The organism is Methylorubrum sp. GM97, from assembly GCF_024347855.1.
GTDB lineage: Bacteria > Pseudomonadota > Alphaproteobacteria > Rhizobiales > Beijerinckiaceae > Methylobacterium > Methylobacterium extorquens.
The window spans coordinates 1,737,085-1,753,611 of the sequence record NZ_AP025942.1; the positions used below are offsets into that span (position 1 = coordinate 1,737,085).

Annotated in this window: 18 protein-coding genes and 1 tRNA gene; 9 read left to right on the plus strand and 10 right to left on the minus strand. The window is 70.1% G+C overall.

Annotation, left to right across the window (positions count from 1 at the left end):
- Positions 1-49: 49 nt before the first annotated feature.
- Entirely contained in the window at positions 50-682 is a 633-nt protein-coding gene (locus MSPGM_RS08115) for a hypothetical protein (protein WP_003599904.1), read from the plus strand.
- Here the strand turns inward: MSPGM_RS08115 and MSPGM_RS08120 are convergent.
- From MSPGM_RS08120 to MSPGM_RS08135, 4 genes are all read right to left on the minus strand, one after another.
- Entirely contained in the window at positions 664-1,293 is a 630-nt protein-coding gene (locus MSPGM_RS08120; RefSeq protein ID WP_003599905.1) for a sarcosine oxidase subunit gamma, read from the minus strand. The genes MSPGM_RS08115 and MSPGM_RS08120 overlap by 19 nt on opposite strands.
- Positions 1,286-4,315: a sarcosine oxidase subunit alpha family protein gene (locus MSPGM_RS08125; protein ID WP_012752524.1), complete on the minus strand. Its 3,030-nt coding sequence runs from the start codon at positions 4,313-4,315 to the stop codon at positions 1,286-1,288. The genes MSPGM_RS08120 and MSPGM_RS08125 overlap by 8 nt, the downstream gene beginning before the upstream one ends.
- Positions 4,312-4,599: a sarcosine oxidase subunit delta gene (locus MSPGM_RS08130; RefSeq protein ID WP_003605125.1), complete on the minus strand. Its 288-nt coding sequence runs from the start codon at positions 4,597-4,599 to the stop codon at positions 4,312-4,314. Before MSPGM_RS08130 ends, MSPGM_RS08125 begins: the two co-directional genes overlap by 4 nt.
- Positions 4,600-4,716: 117 nt before the next feature.
- Positions 4,717-5,967 (minus strand): sarcosine oxidase subunit beta family protein, encoded by a 1,251-nt coding sequence (locus MSPGM_RS08135; protein ID WP_003605127.1) that lies wholly within the window; start codon positions 5,965-5,967, stop codon positions 4,717-4,719.
- Between the two features lie 200 nt (positions 5,968-6,167).
- Here MSPGM_RS08135 and MSPGM_RS08140 point away from each other — a divergent pair, with 200 nt between their 5' ends.
- The 8 genes from MSPGM_RS08140 (at position 6,168) to MSPGM_RS08175 (ending at position 13,242) form a co-directional block, all read left to right on the plus strand.
- Positions 6,168-7,166: a GlxA family transcriptional regulator gene (locus MSPGM_RS08140; RefSeq protein WP_003605128.1), complete on the plus strand. Its 999-nt coding sequence runs from the start codon at positions 6,168-6,170 to the stop codon at positions 7,164-7,166.
- Positions 7,167-7,340: 174 nt separating this feature from the next.
- A complete protein-coding gene (locus MSPGM_RS08145; protein WP_003605130.1) occupies positions 7,341-8,276 on the plus strand; it encodes a class II glutamine amidotransferase in 936 nt (311 codons plus the stop codon).
- Positions 8,276-8,965: a protein glxC gene (locus tag MSPGM_RS08150; RefSeq protein WP_003605132.1), complete on the plus strand. Its 690-nt coding sequence runs from the start codon at positions 8,276-8,278 to the stop codon at positions 8,963-8,965. Before MSPGM_RS08145 ends, MSPGM_RS08150 begins: the two co-directional genes overlap by 1 nt.
- Positions 8,965-10,308: an FMN-binding glutamate synthase family protein gene (locus MSPGM_RS08155; RefSeq protein ID WP_003605135.1), complete on the plus strand. Its 1,344-nt coding sequence runs from the start codon at positions 8,965-8,967 to the stop codon at positions 10,306-10,308. Before MSPGM_RS08150 ends, MSPGM_RS08155 begins: the two co-directional genes overlap by 1 nt.
- An 89-nt stretch (positions 10,309-10,397) precedes the next feature.
- Positions 10,398-11,696 (plus strand): type III glutamate--ammonia ligase, encoded by a 1,299-nt coding sequence (gene glnT / locus MSPGM_RS08160; RefSeq protein WP_003605136.1) that lies wholly within the window; start codon positions 10,398-10,400, stop codon positions 11,694-11,696.
- A gap of 174 nt (positions 11,697-11,870) precedes the next feature.
- On the plus strand, positions 11,871-12,380 hold the full coding sequence (locus MSPGM_RS08165) for a hypothetical protein (protein WP_012752528.1): 510 nt from the start codon (positions 11,871-11,873) through the stop codon (positions 12,378-12,380).
- Positions 12,381-12,490: 110 nt separating this feature from the next.
- Positions 12,491-12,565, plus strand: a tRNA-Gly gene (locus MSPGM_RS08170).
- Positions 12,566-12,762: 197 nt separating this feature from the next.
- Entirely contained in the window at positions 12,763-13,242 is a 480-nt protein-coding gene (locus tag MSPGM_RS08175; protein ID WP_261926250.1) for a hypothetical protein, read from the plus strand.
- On the opposite strand, the gene MSPGM_RS08180 is transcribed toward MSPGM_RS08175, so the two are convergent.
- From MSPGM_RS08180 to MSPGM_RS08205, 6 genes are all read right to left on the minus strand, one after another.
- On the minus strand, positions 13,239-13,403 hold the full coding sequence (locus MSPGM_RS08180; protein ID WP_261926251.1) for a hypothetical protein: 165 nt from the start codon (positions 13,401-13,403) through the stop codon (positions 13,239-13,241). The two genes, MSPGM_RS08175 and MSPGM_RS08180, sit on opposite strands and share 4 nt — an antisense overlap.
- Positions 13,400-13,909: a hypothetical protein gene (locus MSPGM_RS08185; RefSeq protein ID WP_261926252.1), complete on the minus strand. Its 510-nt coding sequence runs from the start codon at positions 13,907-13,909 to the stop codon at positions 13,400-13,402. Before MSPGM_RS08185 ends, MSPGM_RS08180 begins: the two co-directional genes overlap by 4 nt.
- Complete coding sequence (locus tag MSPGM_RS08190) at positions 13,906-14,121, minus strand: hypothetical protein (protein WP_261926253.1); 216 nt, start codon at positions 14,119-14,121, stop codon at positions 13,906-13,908. The genes MSPGM_RS08185 and MSPGM_RS08190 overlap by 4 nt, the downstream gene beginning before the upstream one ends.
- Positions 14,118-14,573: a hypothetical protein gene (locus MSPGM_RS08195; RefSeq protein WP_261926254.1), complete on the minus strand. Its 456-nt coding sequence runs from the start codon at positions 14,571-14,573 to the stop codon at positions 14,118-14,120. Before MSPGM_RS08195 ends, MSPGM_RS08190 begins: the two co-directional genes overlap by 4 nt.
- Positions 14,560-14,874, minus strand: a complete 315-nt coding sequence (locus tag MSPGM_RS08200) for a hypothetical protein (protein ID WP_261926255.1) — start codon at positions 14,872-14,874, stop codon at positions 14,560-14,562. The genes MSPGM_RS08195 and MSPGM_RS08200 overlap by 14 nt, the downstream gene beginning before the upstream one ends.
- A gap of 215 nt (positions 14,875-15,089) precedes the next feature.
- Positions 15,090-16,229, minus strand: coding sequence for an RNA ligase (locus MSPGM_RS08205; RefSeq protein WP_261926256.1), 1,140 nt, complete (start codon positions 16,227-16,229; stop codon positions 15,090-15,092).
- Between the last annotated feature and the right edge of the window lie 298 nt (positions 16,230-16,527).

The window sequence follows — 16,527 nt, forward strand, 5'->3', positions numbered from 1 at the left end:
CTCGGCCTCTGGGTTTGCCCGCTGCGCGGAAGGCGGGTAGAGGCGGCGGATGGCTGAGACCGCGATCCGCGCCGGAGCGCTGCCCTTGCGACGCCGCCCATCCCGTCGGGTCGCGCGGGGCATCGTGGCCGGTCTCACGGCGCTCGTCGCACTTCCGTTGCCGTCTCTCGGCGCAGGCCAGGGCGCGGCCCCGTATCCGCTGGTCTGCGCTTATTTCCGTCGGGATCTCGACTCGTACGCGCATTGCGCCCGGCGCGAGGACGGGATGGTCCGGGTCGCCCCGGCGCATCTCGCGCGGATGCGTTTCGAGCGCGGCCTCGCCGAGTTGCGTGTGCCGGGGATCGGCTGTCTCTGGGTGCGCCGCGACGGGCTGGCGCTGCCGGTGTTCCTACTCGACAACGGGCCGGACCCGTTCGAGCAGGGCCTTGTGCGCAGTTGGCGCAACGGCAAGGTCGCCTTCTACGACCGCCGCCTGCGGCTCGTCCTCGCCACGCCCTACGACTGGGCCTTCCCGTTCAACGCTCGTGGCGAGGCTTTGGTCTGTGAGGGCTGCCGCTCGGACGGGTGGGAGCCCGCCGCGATGGTCGGCGGGCGCTGGGGCCTGATCGACCGGACGGGACGCCTCGTCCTACCGCTGGCCGAGACGGACGCCGCCGACCGGCGCTATTTCGACCGGCGCTGATCCGCGGCCTCGACCTCGTAGCCGAACTCGGCCGCCGCGTGCTCCAGCCAGCGCCAGAAGCTGCCGGCGAAGCTGCGGGCGACCGCGAGGTCGTAGGTCGGGCCGGCATCGCGCTGCCAGAGCTGCACGCCGATATGGGCGATGCTCGTCACCGCCGCCCGGCCCGGCCCGAAGGCGCGGGGGTGCAGATCGATCGCAACGCCCTTGGCGAGCATGGCACGGGCCTGGGCGCCAGAGATCCGCACCAGGGCGCGGCTGTCGCTCTGGTCGGTGACGGAGGCGACGCCGCGCAGGGCCTCGGGCCAATCCCTCAGATCGCGCGGTGACGGCGCCACCGCGAGCCACTGGCCGGGCGCGGACCAGACCAAACCCGTCTCGCCCTCGAAGAGTGCGGTGCCGGCATCCGGCAGGGACGGGCCGAACCGATCCGCAAGGGCAGTTTGTAAGTCGGCTTCCTTTCCCTCGGTCGCAATGAGCGTGGCGAGGCCGAACCCCTCGCGCAGGCTCAGGCGGATGCCCGCCGGCCCTGCGGCCGCTCCATGGCGCCCGATCCGTGCGGTCCCTTCCCAGGCGCCGCGCGGCTGCCACAGGCTCGTCATCGCCTCAGACACGCAGCTTCTCCTCCTTGGGGTCCACGAAGACGGGCGAACAGATCTCGACCTCGATCTCGGCGCCGCGCACCGGATCGTAGGCGCGCACCCGTTCGCCGTGGCGCTCGGGTCCGCGCCGGATCAGGCCGATTCCGATCCAGGATTTCAGGCTCGGGGAGTAGGCCACCGAGGTCATCACCCCCTCGTCGGCCTCCAGGCTCGGCTCCGCGTCGAGGCCGAGGAAATGCGCCCCCGCCCGGAGCCGCGCGCTCGGATCGACGGGGCGAAAACCCACGAGGATCGGCCGGTCCGGATCGACCAGCGCCGGCCGCTCCTTCATCAGGCGGCCGATATAGTCCTTCTTCTGGGCGAGCATCCCGCCTAGCCCGAGGTCGCGGGCGGTGGTCTGGCCGTTGATCTCGGCGCCGGCCGCGTGGCCCTTCTCGATGCGCATCACCGAGAGCGCCTCGGAGCCGTAGGCGGTGATGCCGTAGGGCAGGCCCGCCTGCATCACCGCTCGCCACGCGGCGTCGCCGTAGGCGGCCGGCACAGCGAGCTCGTAGGCGAGTTCGCCCGAGAACGAGATTCGGAACAGCCGTGCCGGGATGCCGCCGCCGACGGTGACGTCGGCGCAGGCGAGAAACGGGAAGGCGTCGTTGGAGAGATCGAAACCGGGATCAACGATCCGGCGGAGGGTATCGCGGGCGCGCGGGCCGGCGACCGCGTATTGCGCCCATTGCTCGCTGACCGAGGCGAGCTGCACGTCGAGCTCCGGCCACAACCATTGCCGGCAAAATTCGAGATGCTGCATCACCCGCGCGGCGTTCGCCGTCGAGGCGGTCATGACGTAGTGGGTCTCGCCCATCCGCGCGATCGTGCCGTCGTCCAGGATGAAGCCGTCCTCGCGCAGCAGCACGGCGTAGCGCGCCTTGCCGACGGGCAGCGTCGCGAAGGGGTTGGCGCAGACCCGCTCGATGAAGGCCAGCGCGTCGCGGCCCTGGATGTCGATCTTGCCGAGCGTGGTGACATCGCAGATCCCGACGCGGGCGCGCACGGTCTCGACCTCCCGCACCACCGTGTCGAGCCAGTCGGTCTCGCCTCCCTTCGGGAAGTAGGCCGGGCGCAGCCACAGGCCGGTCTCCACGAAGACCGCGCCGTTCTCCTCCGCCCAAGCATGGGAGGGGACGTGGCGGGTGGCGCGAAACTCCTTGCCGCGGTGATGGCCGGCAAACGCGCCGATGGCGACCGGCGTGAAGGGCGGGCGGAACACCGTGGTGCCGACGCTCGGGATGTCCTTGCCGGTCAGCTCGGCCATGATCGAGAGGCCGGCGAGGTTCGAGGTCTTGCCCTGGTCGGTCGCCATTCCGAGGGTGGTGTAGCGCTTCAACAGCTCGACCGCGCGGAACCCCTCGCGGTGGGCGACTTCGACGTCGGAGGCCGCCACGTCGTTCTGGAAATCGACGAAGGCTTTGCCGCGGGGCTTTGGTGCGCGCCAGAGCGGGGTGTGGTCCACGCTTTCCGGGTCGGTCGGCGGAGCGGCCTCGGCCGAGGCGGTGAAGCCGCAATCGCTCGCGGCCTCGGCGCCGGCCCGGGCGCCGGTCTCCAGGCATTCGGCCAGGGTGAAGCGTCCGGCGGCGGCGCCGGCCGCCTGCATGCCGGAGGGGAGGGTGCCCGGCACGAAGGCGTGGATCGCCGCGTCCCAGACCGGCCGGCGCGACAGGTGCGAATCGAGGTGAACGACCGGATTCCAGCCATTGGCCATGGCGAGGCCGTCGCAGGAAATCGTCTCGGTGCTGTTGTCGCCGTCCAGGACCTGGATCGCGCTCAGGCCCAGATGCCCCTTGGTGCCGGCCACGTATCCACCGGCCACCACCCGCGCCCCGGCGGCCTCCGCCATCCGGCGCAGATGCGGGGGGACCGCGGTGCGGGTGTCGATCACCGCCGCGAGCCCGCCGCCCGCGGCCAGGATATCGGCGGCGGTGCGCCAACCGTCGTCGCTCGACGTGAACACGGCCAAGCGGCGCCCCGGCAGCACGCCGTAACGGTTGAGATAGGTCCGCACTGCGCCGGCCAGCATCACGCCGGGGCGGTCGTTGCCGCCGAAGACGTGCGGGCGCTCGATGGCGCCGGCCGCGAGCACCGCGCGCCGGGCCACGATCCGCCACAGCCGCTGGCGCGGGGTGTGGGGGGGCGGCACCGCGAGATGATCGGAGACGCGCTCGACCGCGCCGTAGGCGCCGTGATCGTAGACGCCGAACAGGGTGGTGCGCGACAGGATGCGCACCTCGGGCAGGCTCTCCAGCTCGGCCACCGCGCGCGCGGCCCACGCGACCCCGCTCGCGCCGCCGATCTCGCGCCGTTCCGCCAAGAGGCGCCCGCCGGTGGCGAAATCCTCGTCGACCAGGATGACCCGCGCCCCGGAGCGGCCGGCGGCGAGCGCCGCCGACAGGCCGGCCGGGCCGCCGCCGATGACGAGCACGTCGCAATGGGCGTGAGCGTGGTCGTAGGTGTCGGGATCGGGGGCGTCGGCGGCCCGACCGAGCCCGGCCGCGCGCCGGATCACCGGCTCGTACAGCTTCTCCCACAGGGAAGCCGGCCACATGAAGGTCTTGTAGTAGAAGCCCGCCGCGAAGACCGGCGAGAGCAGCGCGTTGACCGAGAGCGCATCCACGGCGAGCGAGGGCCAGCGGTTCTGGCTCGTCGCCTCCAACCCCTCGTAGAGCTCGGCCATGGTGGCGCGGGTGTTGGGCTCGCGCCGGGCGCCCGAGCGCAGCTCCACCAGGGCGTTCGGCTCCTCCGAACCCGCCGAGAGGATGCCGCGCGGCCGGTGATACTTGAACGAGCGGCCGACGAGGCGCACGCCGTTGGCGAGCAGGGCTGAGGCCAGCGTATCGCCATGGCAGCCGGTGAGGCGCCGCCCGTCGAAGCTGAAATCGCGCGGCCGGTTCCGGTCGATCAGGCCGCCTGTGGCGGTGCGGAACGGCTGGTCGGCGGACGTCACGGAAGCGAGCGCCTCCGCGCGCTGAAGGGCGAGCGTGGTCATGCGGCCTCTCCCGAGCGGCGCGCCCGCGCGACGTCGCGCGCCGGCTCGACGGCTTCGATGGCGTGGGTGCGGGTGTCGCGGGTCACGACCAACCAGGAGCGGCAGCCGGCGGCGTGGTACCAGAGTTCGCGGATCGTCCCGGCGGGGTTGTCGCGGAGATAGACGTAGTCGTGCATGGCCGCCGCCGAGGCGTCGAGCCCGTCGGGACGCTGAGGCGCGGCGTCGCCGAGGTAGCTGAACTCCCCGTTGTCGCGCTCGCCGCAGAAGGGGCATCGGATGCGCATGGCGTGTCGTCCTCTTTTGAGACCGATGCCCGCTCAAGCGGGCATCGCAAGCGCGACTGCGCGTCGCCGCCCATGCGGCGGATGGCGTCGGCCTCGGCCGACGCCGCCAAGGAAGTCTCAATGCAGGTTGGGCTGGGCGCCCATGCCCTTCTCGTCGATGAGATGACCGGTGGCGAAGCGGTCGAGGCGGTAGGCGCGCGCATCCGCGTGGGGTTCGTCGCGGGCGATCAGGTGGGCGAAGCAGAAGCCGGCGGCCGGCGTCGCCTTGAAGCCCCCGTAGCACCAGCCGGCATTGAGATAGAGGCCGCCAATATCCGTGCGGTCGATGATGGGCGAGCCGTCCATCGACATGTCCATGATGCCGCCCCAGTGGCGCAGCAGCCGCAGGCGGCCGAGCCCCGGCCAGAGGGCCATGCCGCCCTCCATCACATCCTCGATGGTGTGGAGGTTGCCGCGGCTCGCATAGGAATTGTAGCCGTCGATATCGCCGCCGAAGACGAGGCCGCCCTTGTCCGACTGGCTGACGTAGAAATGGCCGGCGCCGAAGGTCATCACGCCGTCGATCAAGGGCTTCACGCCCTCGCTGACGAAGGCCTGGAGCACGTGGCTCTCGATCGGCAGGCGCATGTCGACCATGCCGGCGAGCAGCGACGACGAGCCGGCGACCGATAGCGCGACCTTCCCCGCGCGGATGAAGCCGCGGCTGGTCTCGACGCCGGTGACGCGGCCGTTCTCGCGGCGGATGCCGGTGACGGCGCAGTTCTGGACGATGTCGACGCCGCGGTCGCTGGCGGCGCGGGCATAGCCCCAGGCCACCGCGTCGTGGCGCACGGTGCCGCCGCGGCGCTGGAGCAGGCCGCCCTTCACGGGGAAGCGCGCGTTGTCGAAATCGATGAACGGGACCAGCCGGCGCACGCCCTCGCGGTCGAGCAGTTCCGCATCGATGCCGGCGAGCCGCATGGCGTTGCCGCGGCGGGCATAGGCGTCGCGCTGCGCGTCCGAATGGTACAGGTTCAACACGCCGCGCTGGCTGACCATGGCGTTGTAGTTGATGTCCTGCTCCAGCCCTTCCCACAGCTTCATCGACCGCTCGTAGAACGGGATGTTGCCGGGCAGGCCGTAATTCGAGCGCACGATGGTGGTGTTGCGCCCGACATTGCCGGAGCCGATGTGGCTCTTCTCCAGCACGGCGACGTTGGTGAGGCCGTGCTCCTTGGCGAGGTAGTAGGCGGTGGCAAGCCCGTGCCCGCCGCCGCCGACGATCACCACGTCGTAGGCCTCCTGCGGGGCGGCGTCGCGCCATTGCGGGGTCCAATCCCGCTGGCCGCGCAGGGCCTGCCCCAGGACGCTGAACAGGGAGTAGCGCATGGGGTCAGCCGCTCTTGCCCGAGATGTCTGTGTGGTCCCAGACGTAGCCGCGATCGCCCGTGGCAGACTTGCATTTCGCGACACGTTTCCGGCAAATCGCGCAGAAATGCGCCGCCCGTCCTTCGCCTGATCCGAGCGCAGGCCGTATCGCCGAACCCGCATGACGGCCGCATCGGCCATCCCGGAGGGATCGATCGGACATGTCGGACGACACCCCCGAACCGGGCCAGCAAGCCCGACCCCGGCGAAAGCCCGCGCGGGCCGAAGATCCCGCTCCGCGAACGGTCGGCTTCGTGCTGGTGCCGGACTTTCCGCTGATGGCCTACACCGCGGCGGTCGAGCCCCTGCGCGCTGCCAACACCCTGTCGGGCTGCGAACTCTATCGCTGGTGGCACGCCGCGCCCGGCGGTGGGGTGGTGCAGGCCTCGAACGGGCTCGGCATCCTCACCGACGTCGCCGTCGGCGCGCGTGCCAGCGCCGACCGCGTCTTCGTCTGCGCCGGCGGAAACCCGGCCGAGTTCGACGATCCCTCCCTGTTCGCGTGGCTGCGTGGGCTCGCCCGCCACGGGGCGACGCTCGGCGGCATTTCCGGCGGGCCGTATCTTCTCGCCCGCGCCGGTCTGCTCTCGGGACGGCGCTGCACGCTGCACTGGGAGCACGTCCCGGCCTTCGAGGAGCGCTATCCTGAGATCGAGGTGGTCCGCTCGCTGTTCGAGATCCAGGGTGACCGCATCACCTGCTCGGGCGGCATCGCCGCGCTCGACCTGATGCTCGACCTGATCGGCCGCGACCACGGCGCCGGGCTCGCCGCGGGCGTCAGCGACTGGTTCCTGCACAACCAGATCCGTGAGGGGTTGAGCCCGCAACGGATGGACCTGCGCCAGCGCTTCGGCGTGCGCGACCCCCGGCTGCTGCGGGTGCTCGCGGCAATGGAGGCGAACCTCGAAGCGCCGCTCCCGCGCGAGGCCTTGGCCGATCTCGCCCGCGTCTCGGTGCGGCAGCTGGAGCGGCTGTTTCGCGACAGCCTCGGGCGCGGCCTCCACCGGCATTACCTGCACCTGCGCCTCGACCGGGCGCACCAGCTCGGCCGGGAAAGCGCCCTGAGCCGCGCCGAGATCGCCACGGCGACGGGTTTCGCGAGTGCGGACGAGTTGTCCCGGGCCGAGCGGCGTCGGCAGCGGCAAGAGGCGGAGCGTTGAGGCGTCGCCGCGAGCATCATCGAAGCGATGACAGAGCCGGTGTGCCGTCGCGGCGAGCCCTCCGGCTATCAGGCGAGATGTTTCATGAGAGGAAATTTTCGTGCTTGTTAGTTGACGCATCCATCGGAGCATGCGATCCCTCGCGACAGTGATCGAACGGACGGGGCGGCGCCGATGTGCGGTATTGTCGGACTATTCCTCAAGAATCCGGAGCTTGAACCGCAGCTCGGCGCGATGCTTTCCAAGATGCTGGAGACGATGACCGATCGCGGCCCCGACAGCGCGGGCTTCGCAGTCTACGGCTCGGACGGCGCCTCGAATGCCGGCAGCGTGAAGCTGACCCTGCGCGGCCCCGGCCCGGAGGCGCTGCGCGGCGCGGTCGCGAAGATGGAAGCGGCGCTGGCCCTCTCGGCGCAGGCGACCGAGCGCGACACTCACACCGTCCTCGCCGTTCCAGCGGAGCGCGAGGCCGAGATTCGCGCTTGGCTCAAGGACAACACCCCCGGCATCGACGTGGTGAGCGCGGGCCGGCGCATGGAGATCTACAAGGAAGTCGGGCTGCCGGCTTCCGTGGCCGAGCGCTTCGCCCTGGAGGGCATGTCCGGCACCCACGGCATCGGCCATACCCGCATGGCCACCGAGAGCGCGGTGACGACCAATGGCGCCCACCCGTTCTCGACGGGCACCGACGAATGCCTCGTCCATAACGGCTCGCTGTCGAACCACAACGACCTGCGCCGCCGCCTCCGCCACGAGGGCCTGAGCTTCGCCACCCAGAACGACACCGAGGTCGCCGCCGGCTACCTCAGCTGGCGCATGCGCGGGGGCGCCTCGCTGAAGCAGGCGCTCGAATCGAGCCTGACCGATCTCGACGGCTTCTTCACCTTCGTGGTCGGCACCGAGACGGGCTTCGCCGTGGTGCGCGACCCCATCGCCTGCAAGCCCGCCGTGATGGCCGAGACCGACGACTACGTCGCCTTCGGCTCGGAATACCGGGCGCTGGTCGGCCTGCCCGGCATCGACACCGCCCGCGTGTTCGAGCCCGAGCCGGCCAAGGTCTACGCGTGGGAGCGCACAGGTTCCGAGCACGCTTCCGGGGAGCGCCAGTGATGCCGAGCTTCGACCTGCGATCCGCGCCCCTGCGCGAGCTGAACCGGGCCCTGCACGCCCTGCGGCCCGACACCAACGAGACCCACTGGACCGTCACCGGTCCGGACGGGCGCCACGCCATCGCCGCCGGGCTCGACGCGCCGGTCTCCGTCGAGATCGAGGGCAATGTCGGCTATTACTGCGCCGGCATGAACAAGCTCGCCACCGTTCTCGTCAACGGCAATGCGGGCGTCGGCGTGGCCGAGAACATGATCTCCGGCCTCGTCCATGTGCGGGGCGATGCCAGCCAGTCGGCCGGCGCTACGGCCCATGGCGGCATGCTCATCATCGACGGCAATGCGGGTGCCCGTTGCGGCATCTCGATGAAGGGCGTTGACATCATCGTGAAGGGCTCGATCGGTCACATGTCGGCCTTCATGGCCCAGGCCGGCACGCTCACCGTCCTCGGGGATGCCGGTGAGGCGCTCGGCGACTCGCTCTACGAGGCCAAGCTCTACGTGCGCGGCTCGGTGAAAAGCCTCGGCGCCGACTGCGTCGAGAAAGAGATGCGCGACGAGCACCTGCGCGAACTCGCCGACAAGCTCGCCGCCGCCGGCCTCGCCGGGGAGGTGAGCCCGAGCGAGTTCCGCCGCTACGGCTCGGCCCGCACCCTCTACCATTTCCACGTCGACAACGCCGGAGCCTACTGATGGCCGACCGCAAGGATTCCCGCGAGACGCCGCGCACGAAACCGCGCCTGTCGGCGACCTTCACCCCGGACGTGATGTCCGAGATCCGCCGCGCGGCGGCGACCGGCATCTACGACATCCGCGGCGCCGGCGCGAAGCGCGCGCTGCCGCATTTCGACGACCTGCTGTTCCTCGGCGCCTCGATCAGCCGCTACCCGCTGGAGGGCTACCGCGAGCGCTGCGGCACCGAAGTGGTGCTGGGCGCGCGCTTCGCCTCGAAGCCGATCCATCTGAAGACACCGGTCACCATCGCCGGCATGAGCTTCGGCTCGCTCTCGGCCAACGCCAAGGAGGCGCTCGGGCGCGGCGCGACGCTGGCCGGCACCTCCACCACCACCGGCGACGGCGGCATGACGCCGGAGGAGCGCGGCCACTCCAAGACCCTGGTCTACCAGTACCTGCCCTCGCGCTACGGCATGAACCCGGACGACCTGCGCAAGGCCGACGCCATCGAGGTCGTCATCGGCCAGGGCGCCAAGCCCGGCGGCGGCGGCATGCTGCTCGGCCAGAAGATCACCGAGCGCGTCGCCGGCATGCGCTGCCTGCCCCCCGGCGTCGATCAGCGCTCCGCCTGCCGCCACCCGGACTGGACCGGGCCGGACGACCTCGCGATCAAGATCGAGGAATTGCGCGAGATCACCGACTGGGAGAAGCCGATCTACGTCAAGGTCGGCGCGAGCCGCCCCTATTACGACACCGCGCTCGCGGCCAAGTCCGGCGCCGACGTGGTGGTGCTCGACGGCATGCAGGGCGGCACCGCCGCGACGCAGGACGTGTTCATCGAGCATGTCGGTATCCCGACGCTGGCCGCAATCCGCCCCGCCGTGCAGGCGCTTCAGGATCTGGGCCTGCACCGCAAGGTGCAGCTCGTGGTGTCGGGCGGCATCCGTTCGGGTGCCGACGTGGCCAAGGTGCTGGCGCTCGGCGCCGACGCGGTGGCCATCGGCACCGCTGCGCTGATCGCGCTCGGCGACAACGATCCCCGCTGGCAGGCGGAGTACGAGGCGCTCGGCACCACGGCCGGCGCCTACGACGACTGGCACGAGGGCCGCGACCCGGCCGGCATCACGACGCAGGACCCGGAACTCGCCAGGCGCCTCGATCCGGAACTCGCGGGCCGCCGGCTCGCGAACTACCTCGCGGTGATGACCCTGGAGGCTCAGACCATCGCGCGGGCCTGCGGCAAGAGCCACCTGCACAACCTCGAACCCGAGGATCTCGTGGCGCTCACCATCGAGGCCGCGGCGATGGCCCAGGTGCCGCTCGCCGGCACCGGCTGGATCCCCGGCAAGACCGGCATCTGACCTGCAAGGGCCGCTCCTGACGCTTCGAGGGCGGCCCTTTTTCTTTTGTGGCGATGGGGCCGCACCACCAAGCCGGGAGGATTCTTGCAATGACGCATGAACTCGAAACCGCCGCCCGGGAGCGCGGCATCAAGTATTTCCTCGTGTCCTACACCGATCTGTTCGGCACCCAGCGCGCCAAGCTGGTGCCGGCCGCCGCCATCGGCAGCACCTGCCGCAACGGCGCGGGCTTTGCCGGCTTCGCCACCTGGCTCGACATGAGCCCCGCCGACGCCGACCTTCTCGCCATGCCCGACGCGGACGGGCTGATCCAGCTTCCCTGGAAGCCGGAGGTCGGCTGGCTGCCCGCCGACCTCGTGATGAACGGCAAGGCGGTGGAGCAGGGCCCGCGCAACATCCTCAAGCGCCTCATCAAGGAAGCGGCCGAGGAAGGGCTGCAGATGAAGAGCGGCGTCGAGTGCGAGTTCTTCCTGATCACGCCCTGCGGCTCGGAGCCCGCCGACACCGCCGACAAGCAGACCAAGCCGTGCTACGACCAATCCGCCCTGATGCGCCGCTACGAGGTGATCACCGAGATCTGCGACGCGATGCTCAGCCTCGGCTGGAAGCCCTACCAGAACGACCATGAGGACGCGAACGGCCAGTTCGAGATGAACTGGGACTACGACGACGCGCTGATCACCGCCGACCGGCACGCCTTCTTCAAGTACATGACCCGCTCGATCGCCGAGAAGCACGGCTTCCGCGCGACCTTCATGCCCAAGCCCTTCATGGACCTGACGGGCTCCGGCTGCCACGCCCACGTCTCGCTCTGGCGCGACGGTCAGAACGTCTTTGCCGACCGCTCGGACGAGATCGGCCTGTCGCAGATCGGCTATCACTTCATCGGCGGCCTGATTCACTCCGCCGACGCACTGGCCGCGCTCACCAATCCGTGCGTGAACTCCTACAAGCGCATCAATGCGCCGCGCACCACCTCCGGCGCAACCTGGGCGCCCAACACCGTGACCTACACGGGCAACAACCGCACCCACATGATCCGCATTCCCGATGGCGGGCGCTTCGAGTTCCGCCTCGCGGATGGGGCGGCTAACCCCTACCTGCTCCAGGCGGGCCTCCTCGCCGCCGGCCTCGACGGCATCCGGCAGCGGCGCGATCCCGGCCAGCGCCTCGACATCAACATGTACACCGACGGTCACACGGTGGAGGGCGTCAAGCGCTTGCCGCTCAACCTGCTCGATGCCTTGCGCGCGCTCGAAGCGAGCCCCGTCCTCAACGAGGCGCTCGGCGCCTTCGTGCCGAGCTACCTCAAGCTCAAGCGCCAGGAATGGGACGATTACTGCCGCCACCTTACCCAGTGGGAGCGCGACACCACGCTCGACTGCTGAGCGATCCTCCGGCATCCGGCCGATCACTTCGGTCAGCCCCCGATCCTCCCCGAGGGGCCGAACGCGCCCAGGGGGCAGGGCGGCATGAGGTCGGTTGCTCGATCCGGCCCCGTCGGCCTATCGATCGCCCAGCCGCCGTCGCTCCGACGGAGCAACAGGGAGACCCGATGGCCGATGACGTGGCTCGGACGCCTCCTTCTGGCCGCCTTCGCCCTGATCGTGGCCATCCCGGCCGGCGCCCTGACGCTCGGCGCGGGGGTGCTTCTCGACCCAAGCTTCCGTGAAGCGTTGGGTGAACTCGGCCTCGTCGGCCTCTTCGCCGGCCTGTCGGATCTCGCGCAAGGTGTTCCGCCGGACATGGCGGTGATGGCCGTGATCCTCTTCGCCCAGGCGCTCAGCCTCCTGCTGATCCTGCCGCCGACGCTGGCCGCGCTCGTCGGCGAGACGCTCGGGCTGCGCTCCCCGTTCTGGTACGGCGGTGCGGCGGCCGGCCTCACGGCGCTTCTGCCCTGGCTCGCCCGCGGTGGCCCGCCGCCGGCCGCCGGGTCGGTGGCGTCGGCCGCGGAAGCGCGGCTGGCCGCAATCCTCCTCGTGACGGGCGCCGTCTCGGGTCTGGTCTATTGGCTGATCGCCGGCCGCAGCGTCGGCAACCGGACACAGCGGCGCGGCGCCGACGCATTTTAGGGGTGGACAGGCGTCCGCCATCGCTTATGAAAATGGAGTGCTTCCGAAGCCTCGCGCTCGGAATCACCCTCCGGCTCAAGAGCGCCTCACCGCTCCGCGAGCGGCCGGATGCGGGCGTAGTTCAGTGGTAGAACGTCAGCTTCCCAAGCTGAATGTCGTCGGTTCGATCCCGATCGCCCGCTCCATTCCCCTCAAGCACTTAGCGAGGGTCGGTGGTATCCCGGTAACGAGGGATACCACCAGGATACCACCACCAGGTCATCCTTCCGCCTCCGGGGGCACTCGGTTAACCGGGGTCTAGCCATGATGCGCGCCAGCAGGTTACGGGGGCGGACGTGCTTCAGGGGGTCAATGTCTCGCGGGGGCCTTCCGGGTCTGGGTCGTGCTGACCGCGCTCTGGCTGGCGCTGGTCGGGTTCCTGGCGTGGGAGGGGGTCTCCGACGCGACGCGAGGTCGCTACCAGTACGCGGCCGAGCTCAAGGAGGACGTGAAGCCCTGGGAGGAGTACGACAAGAAGAAGCCCATCTCAGAGCTCTTCAAAAAGCCGTCCGAGGCCAAGTGGCCGGCGAGTTTCTCCAAGATCGAATACCAGTACCAGGCCAACTTCGACGCCTCCGTGAAGGATGGCAGCCAGACCGTCGTCGACTTCCCCGACGGTAGTTCGCTCTACCTCTACACCGCTTTCGGCAAGCCGGAGCAGGAGGTCGTCAGCCGGTGGTTCTGGGAGAAGCGCTGGCAGCGTCGCCTGGACGCCATGGGAGGGCAAGGACCTCTGCTCGCGTTCGCCCTCGTCCCGCCGCTGCTGCTGCTCGCGCTTTGGTTCGTCGCCCGGTGGGTGCTCGCGGGATTCCGCCGGACCTAGCGCCCGCTTGAGGCAGGCGGCACGCGCAGGCCGCGGAAGGGGCGGACGACCCGCTCGCCGTCGGCGCGCTCGATCAGCACGTTCCGCGGGCCGCCGCCCTTGCCCCAGCGCACCAGGACCACGACCGGCTTGCCCCGCTCCAGGTAGGTCTTCCCGATCATGCCGCCGGCGGCCTCCCGTGCCGGGTCGTGCCGTCGGGCCAGTCCCAGCGGTGCTCGCAGTCCGGCTCGAACTCGATGCCGACGATGGTGGCGTTCAGCCGGCTGACCTTGTCCCGGAGGTCGTTGACGCCGTTCCGGTCCATCGCGATGCAGCCCGCCAGGTCGCCGAGGATCGCGTAGGCCTGACGGGATGCCTCTTTCAGGCGCTCGGCCTCGGACATGGTCGTGGGGTCCGGCTCGGGCGGGAAGATCTCCTCCAGCTTGGCCCGGCGAACCACGAGGGCTGTCAGCGAGGCACCGACGGACCCTTCCTTGCCGACGACCTTCCAGTGCTCGGCGGTCTCCAGGTGGGCCGCTTCCCCGACGCCCTGGGTGTAGACCAGGACGACGTCGCCGACCGCGTGCCGGTCCCATGGGGCCCGGACGATGACGCCCCGGCCGCGGCCCTGCAGGTCGTGCCAGTCGGTGGCCTTAACCCAGTAGGAGTGCGTGGATCGCGCGGTCATGCCTTGCTCTCCCTTCCGCCCCACGGGGTCTCGTGGACCTCGTCGAGGCTGACCACCTTGCTGGCCAAGCGGTCGATCCTGATGCGCTCGGCCCGCATCTCGTCCTTGCAGGTCCACTCGCCGCATGGGGTGACGTCGCGCGGCCCGGTTTCGACCCGGATATGCACGGACGCCCCGTTGCGGAAGACCCGGCTGTGCCAGGCGGTCGTCACAGGCCACCCATCAGGCCGACCGGCAACTCGGAAACCCTCATCCGAACCTCGATCCTACCGTCCCAGAAAGCCTCGTCGTCGATGCCGACCTGAACCGCGACAGGCATGCCCTCTTCGTCCTGCGAGACAACGAGCGCGGTTTCGTGGCTGAGAGGACCCTCGTCGTCGAGACGCCAGAGCCCCTCCCAAAAGGGACGGAGCTCCTCGGCCGTCTGCGAGGCCTTGCCGTAGTTCGAGACGTAGCCCCAGGTGAGGAGCTGGCCTTTGCGGCCGCACTCAACCCCTTTGCCAGCGGCCACGAAGTCGAGGAACCGGATCGCCTCGTCGGAGACCTGGCCCTCGTGCATGCCGGCCCGGACCTTCGCCGCGAGAGCACGGGTGGATGGGCAGTCAGTGGGATGCGTCTCCGGGTTCACCGGGACGACGATGAAGAACTGATTAGCGCGGCCCATGGCTCTCCCCCTGCAGGATGTCGAGGACTTCCATCGCCCCCTCGGTCGATTGGTCGACGTGCCAGCTAGAGTTCACGATCTCTTCCAGCTTCTCGACCGCCGCCGCGGCGCGCCCGGCCGGGAGCACCCGCTCGATCAGGCGCACCGCATCGGCATGGAGGCCGCAGTCGTTGCCCAGCAGCAGGACCTCCTCGACGCCAGTGCCGTTGAACCAGACCTGCGCCACCTCAGGCTCTGCCTCAGTGCCGTCCGCCTGTTTGACCGCGACCCACCAGGTCTGCCTGCTCGACATCTCAGCCATGGAAGGTCCCCACCTGCGGGAGATCGGCATCTCGGGTGCGGGCCAAGGCGGCCGCGCGGACGGGATGCACCGGCCGCTCCCGGCCGGCGCGATGCTCGGTGATGGCGGCCAGCGTCGCCTCCTGCTCGCGCCGGGCCCGGATGACGGCCCGGGCCTCGGCGTGGGCGGCCCGCTTGGCTGCCCGCAGGGATTTGATTCCTTATCCGTCAGCATGGTCAGGCGGCCTCGCTCAGGGCCCGGTCCATCGCGAAGGACGGCACGTAGCCGTCCAGCACGTTCCCGGTCGGCCGAAGGGTCCGGAGCATGGCCACCCGGAGCTTGGAGCGGGCCTCGTCGGTGGTGGCCTTTCGGAAGGGGAAGACGAACGGGCGGATCGCCTCGGGCACATCGGACAGGCGCAGCCCAAGCTCCTTGTCCGACAGCCCGTCCGCATCCTGCGCGGCATGGCAGACGCTCGCCGCCAACCGGATGAACCGGGTCTGCAGGATGCGGTGGATCGCGTCGAAGTCCGCCCAGAACTCCTCCGGCAGGTCCCGGCGCATCTCGGCGACGTCGCCGCCGGCCGCCATAATGTCCCAGACCGCCAGCGGCGTGCAGCGGGTGATCAAGGCGTGGATGCGCTTGTACTCGGCGCCCTTGATCTTCAGCCGGGAGCCGTCGGCGAACCGGACGACGAAGCCCTCCTTGTCCCCGGGAAGCGTGGTGGCCCGGGCGACCATCTCCCCAATGGACGCGAACGCGTGACGCTGGACGACCCGGAAGGCGAACCGGCACGCCTCGCCGAGGTCCATCAGCTCGTCGTAGGCGACCTCGCGCCCGTCGGCGTCGTAGGCTGCCAGCAGGGCCAGCCCCGCGTCCGGGTACCGGACGACGATGACGTTCTCCGGGTAGATGGCCTCGAACAGGTAGGTCGTCCCGGGCGCCAGGCGCGAGGTGTCCATCGCGTCGAGGCGGGCCTGCGCCCACGCGGCCTGGGAGCTATCGAACGCCCCCTTGGTCGCAGAGCGCCACCGGCCGGCGTGGTGGAAGGCGACGATGAGGCTGCCGTCGAGCTTCTCGAACGCCTCAAACGGCAGGTCGGGGGCCGCGGCGCCGCGCTCCCCGAGGTTGAAGAACTTCGGGAACGGCGTCGCGACGACGGCGCGCGCGGCCGGGTCTAGGATGAGGCCCCGCGCCATCAGCGAGAAGGCGTCCCAACCCTCGTCGTAGACGCAGCGCTGGGTGTAGACGTAGAGGTGCAGGCCCGTCTCGGCGCAGACCTTGCGGCTGACGAAGCCGGCGCGGCGCGCCTGCTCCAGGCCGGCGACCAAGGCATCGAAGCCGGTCGCGCGAGCCGGGTGAATACTGTCCGACATCATGCTGATCCCCATCCCATCAGGGAGGGTACGGGGATCCCCGGATTCGCATAGGGGACGCGCCACAGGCGTTAACGGGATCGCAGAAAGCGCTCTCAGAGTGTCTTCTATAGACGACACGAAACCCGAGCCCCCTCGGGACCCGAAAACGAGTGTCTTCTACAGACGACATTTCCGGTCGTCGCGGGCCGGCCATTCGTTAACGCGAGCTCGCCGCGATGCCTGTCGTCAACTCGTAAACGAGCTACTCCGGGCCGCATGGCCCCGTCTGCAGCAGATCCGAGTTAGGTGCCGCCCG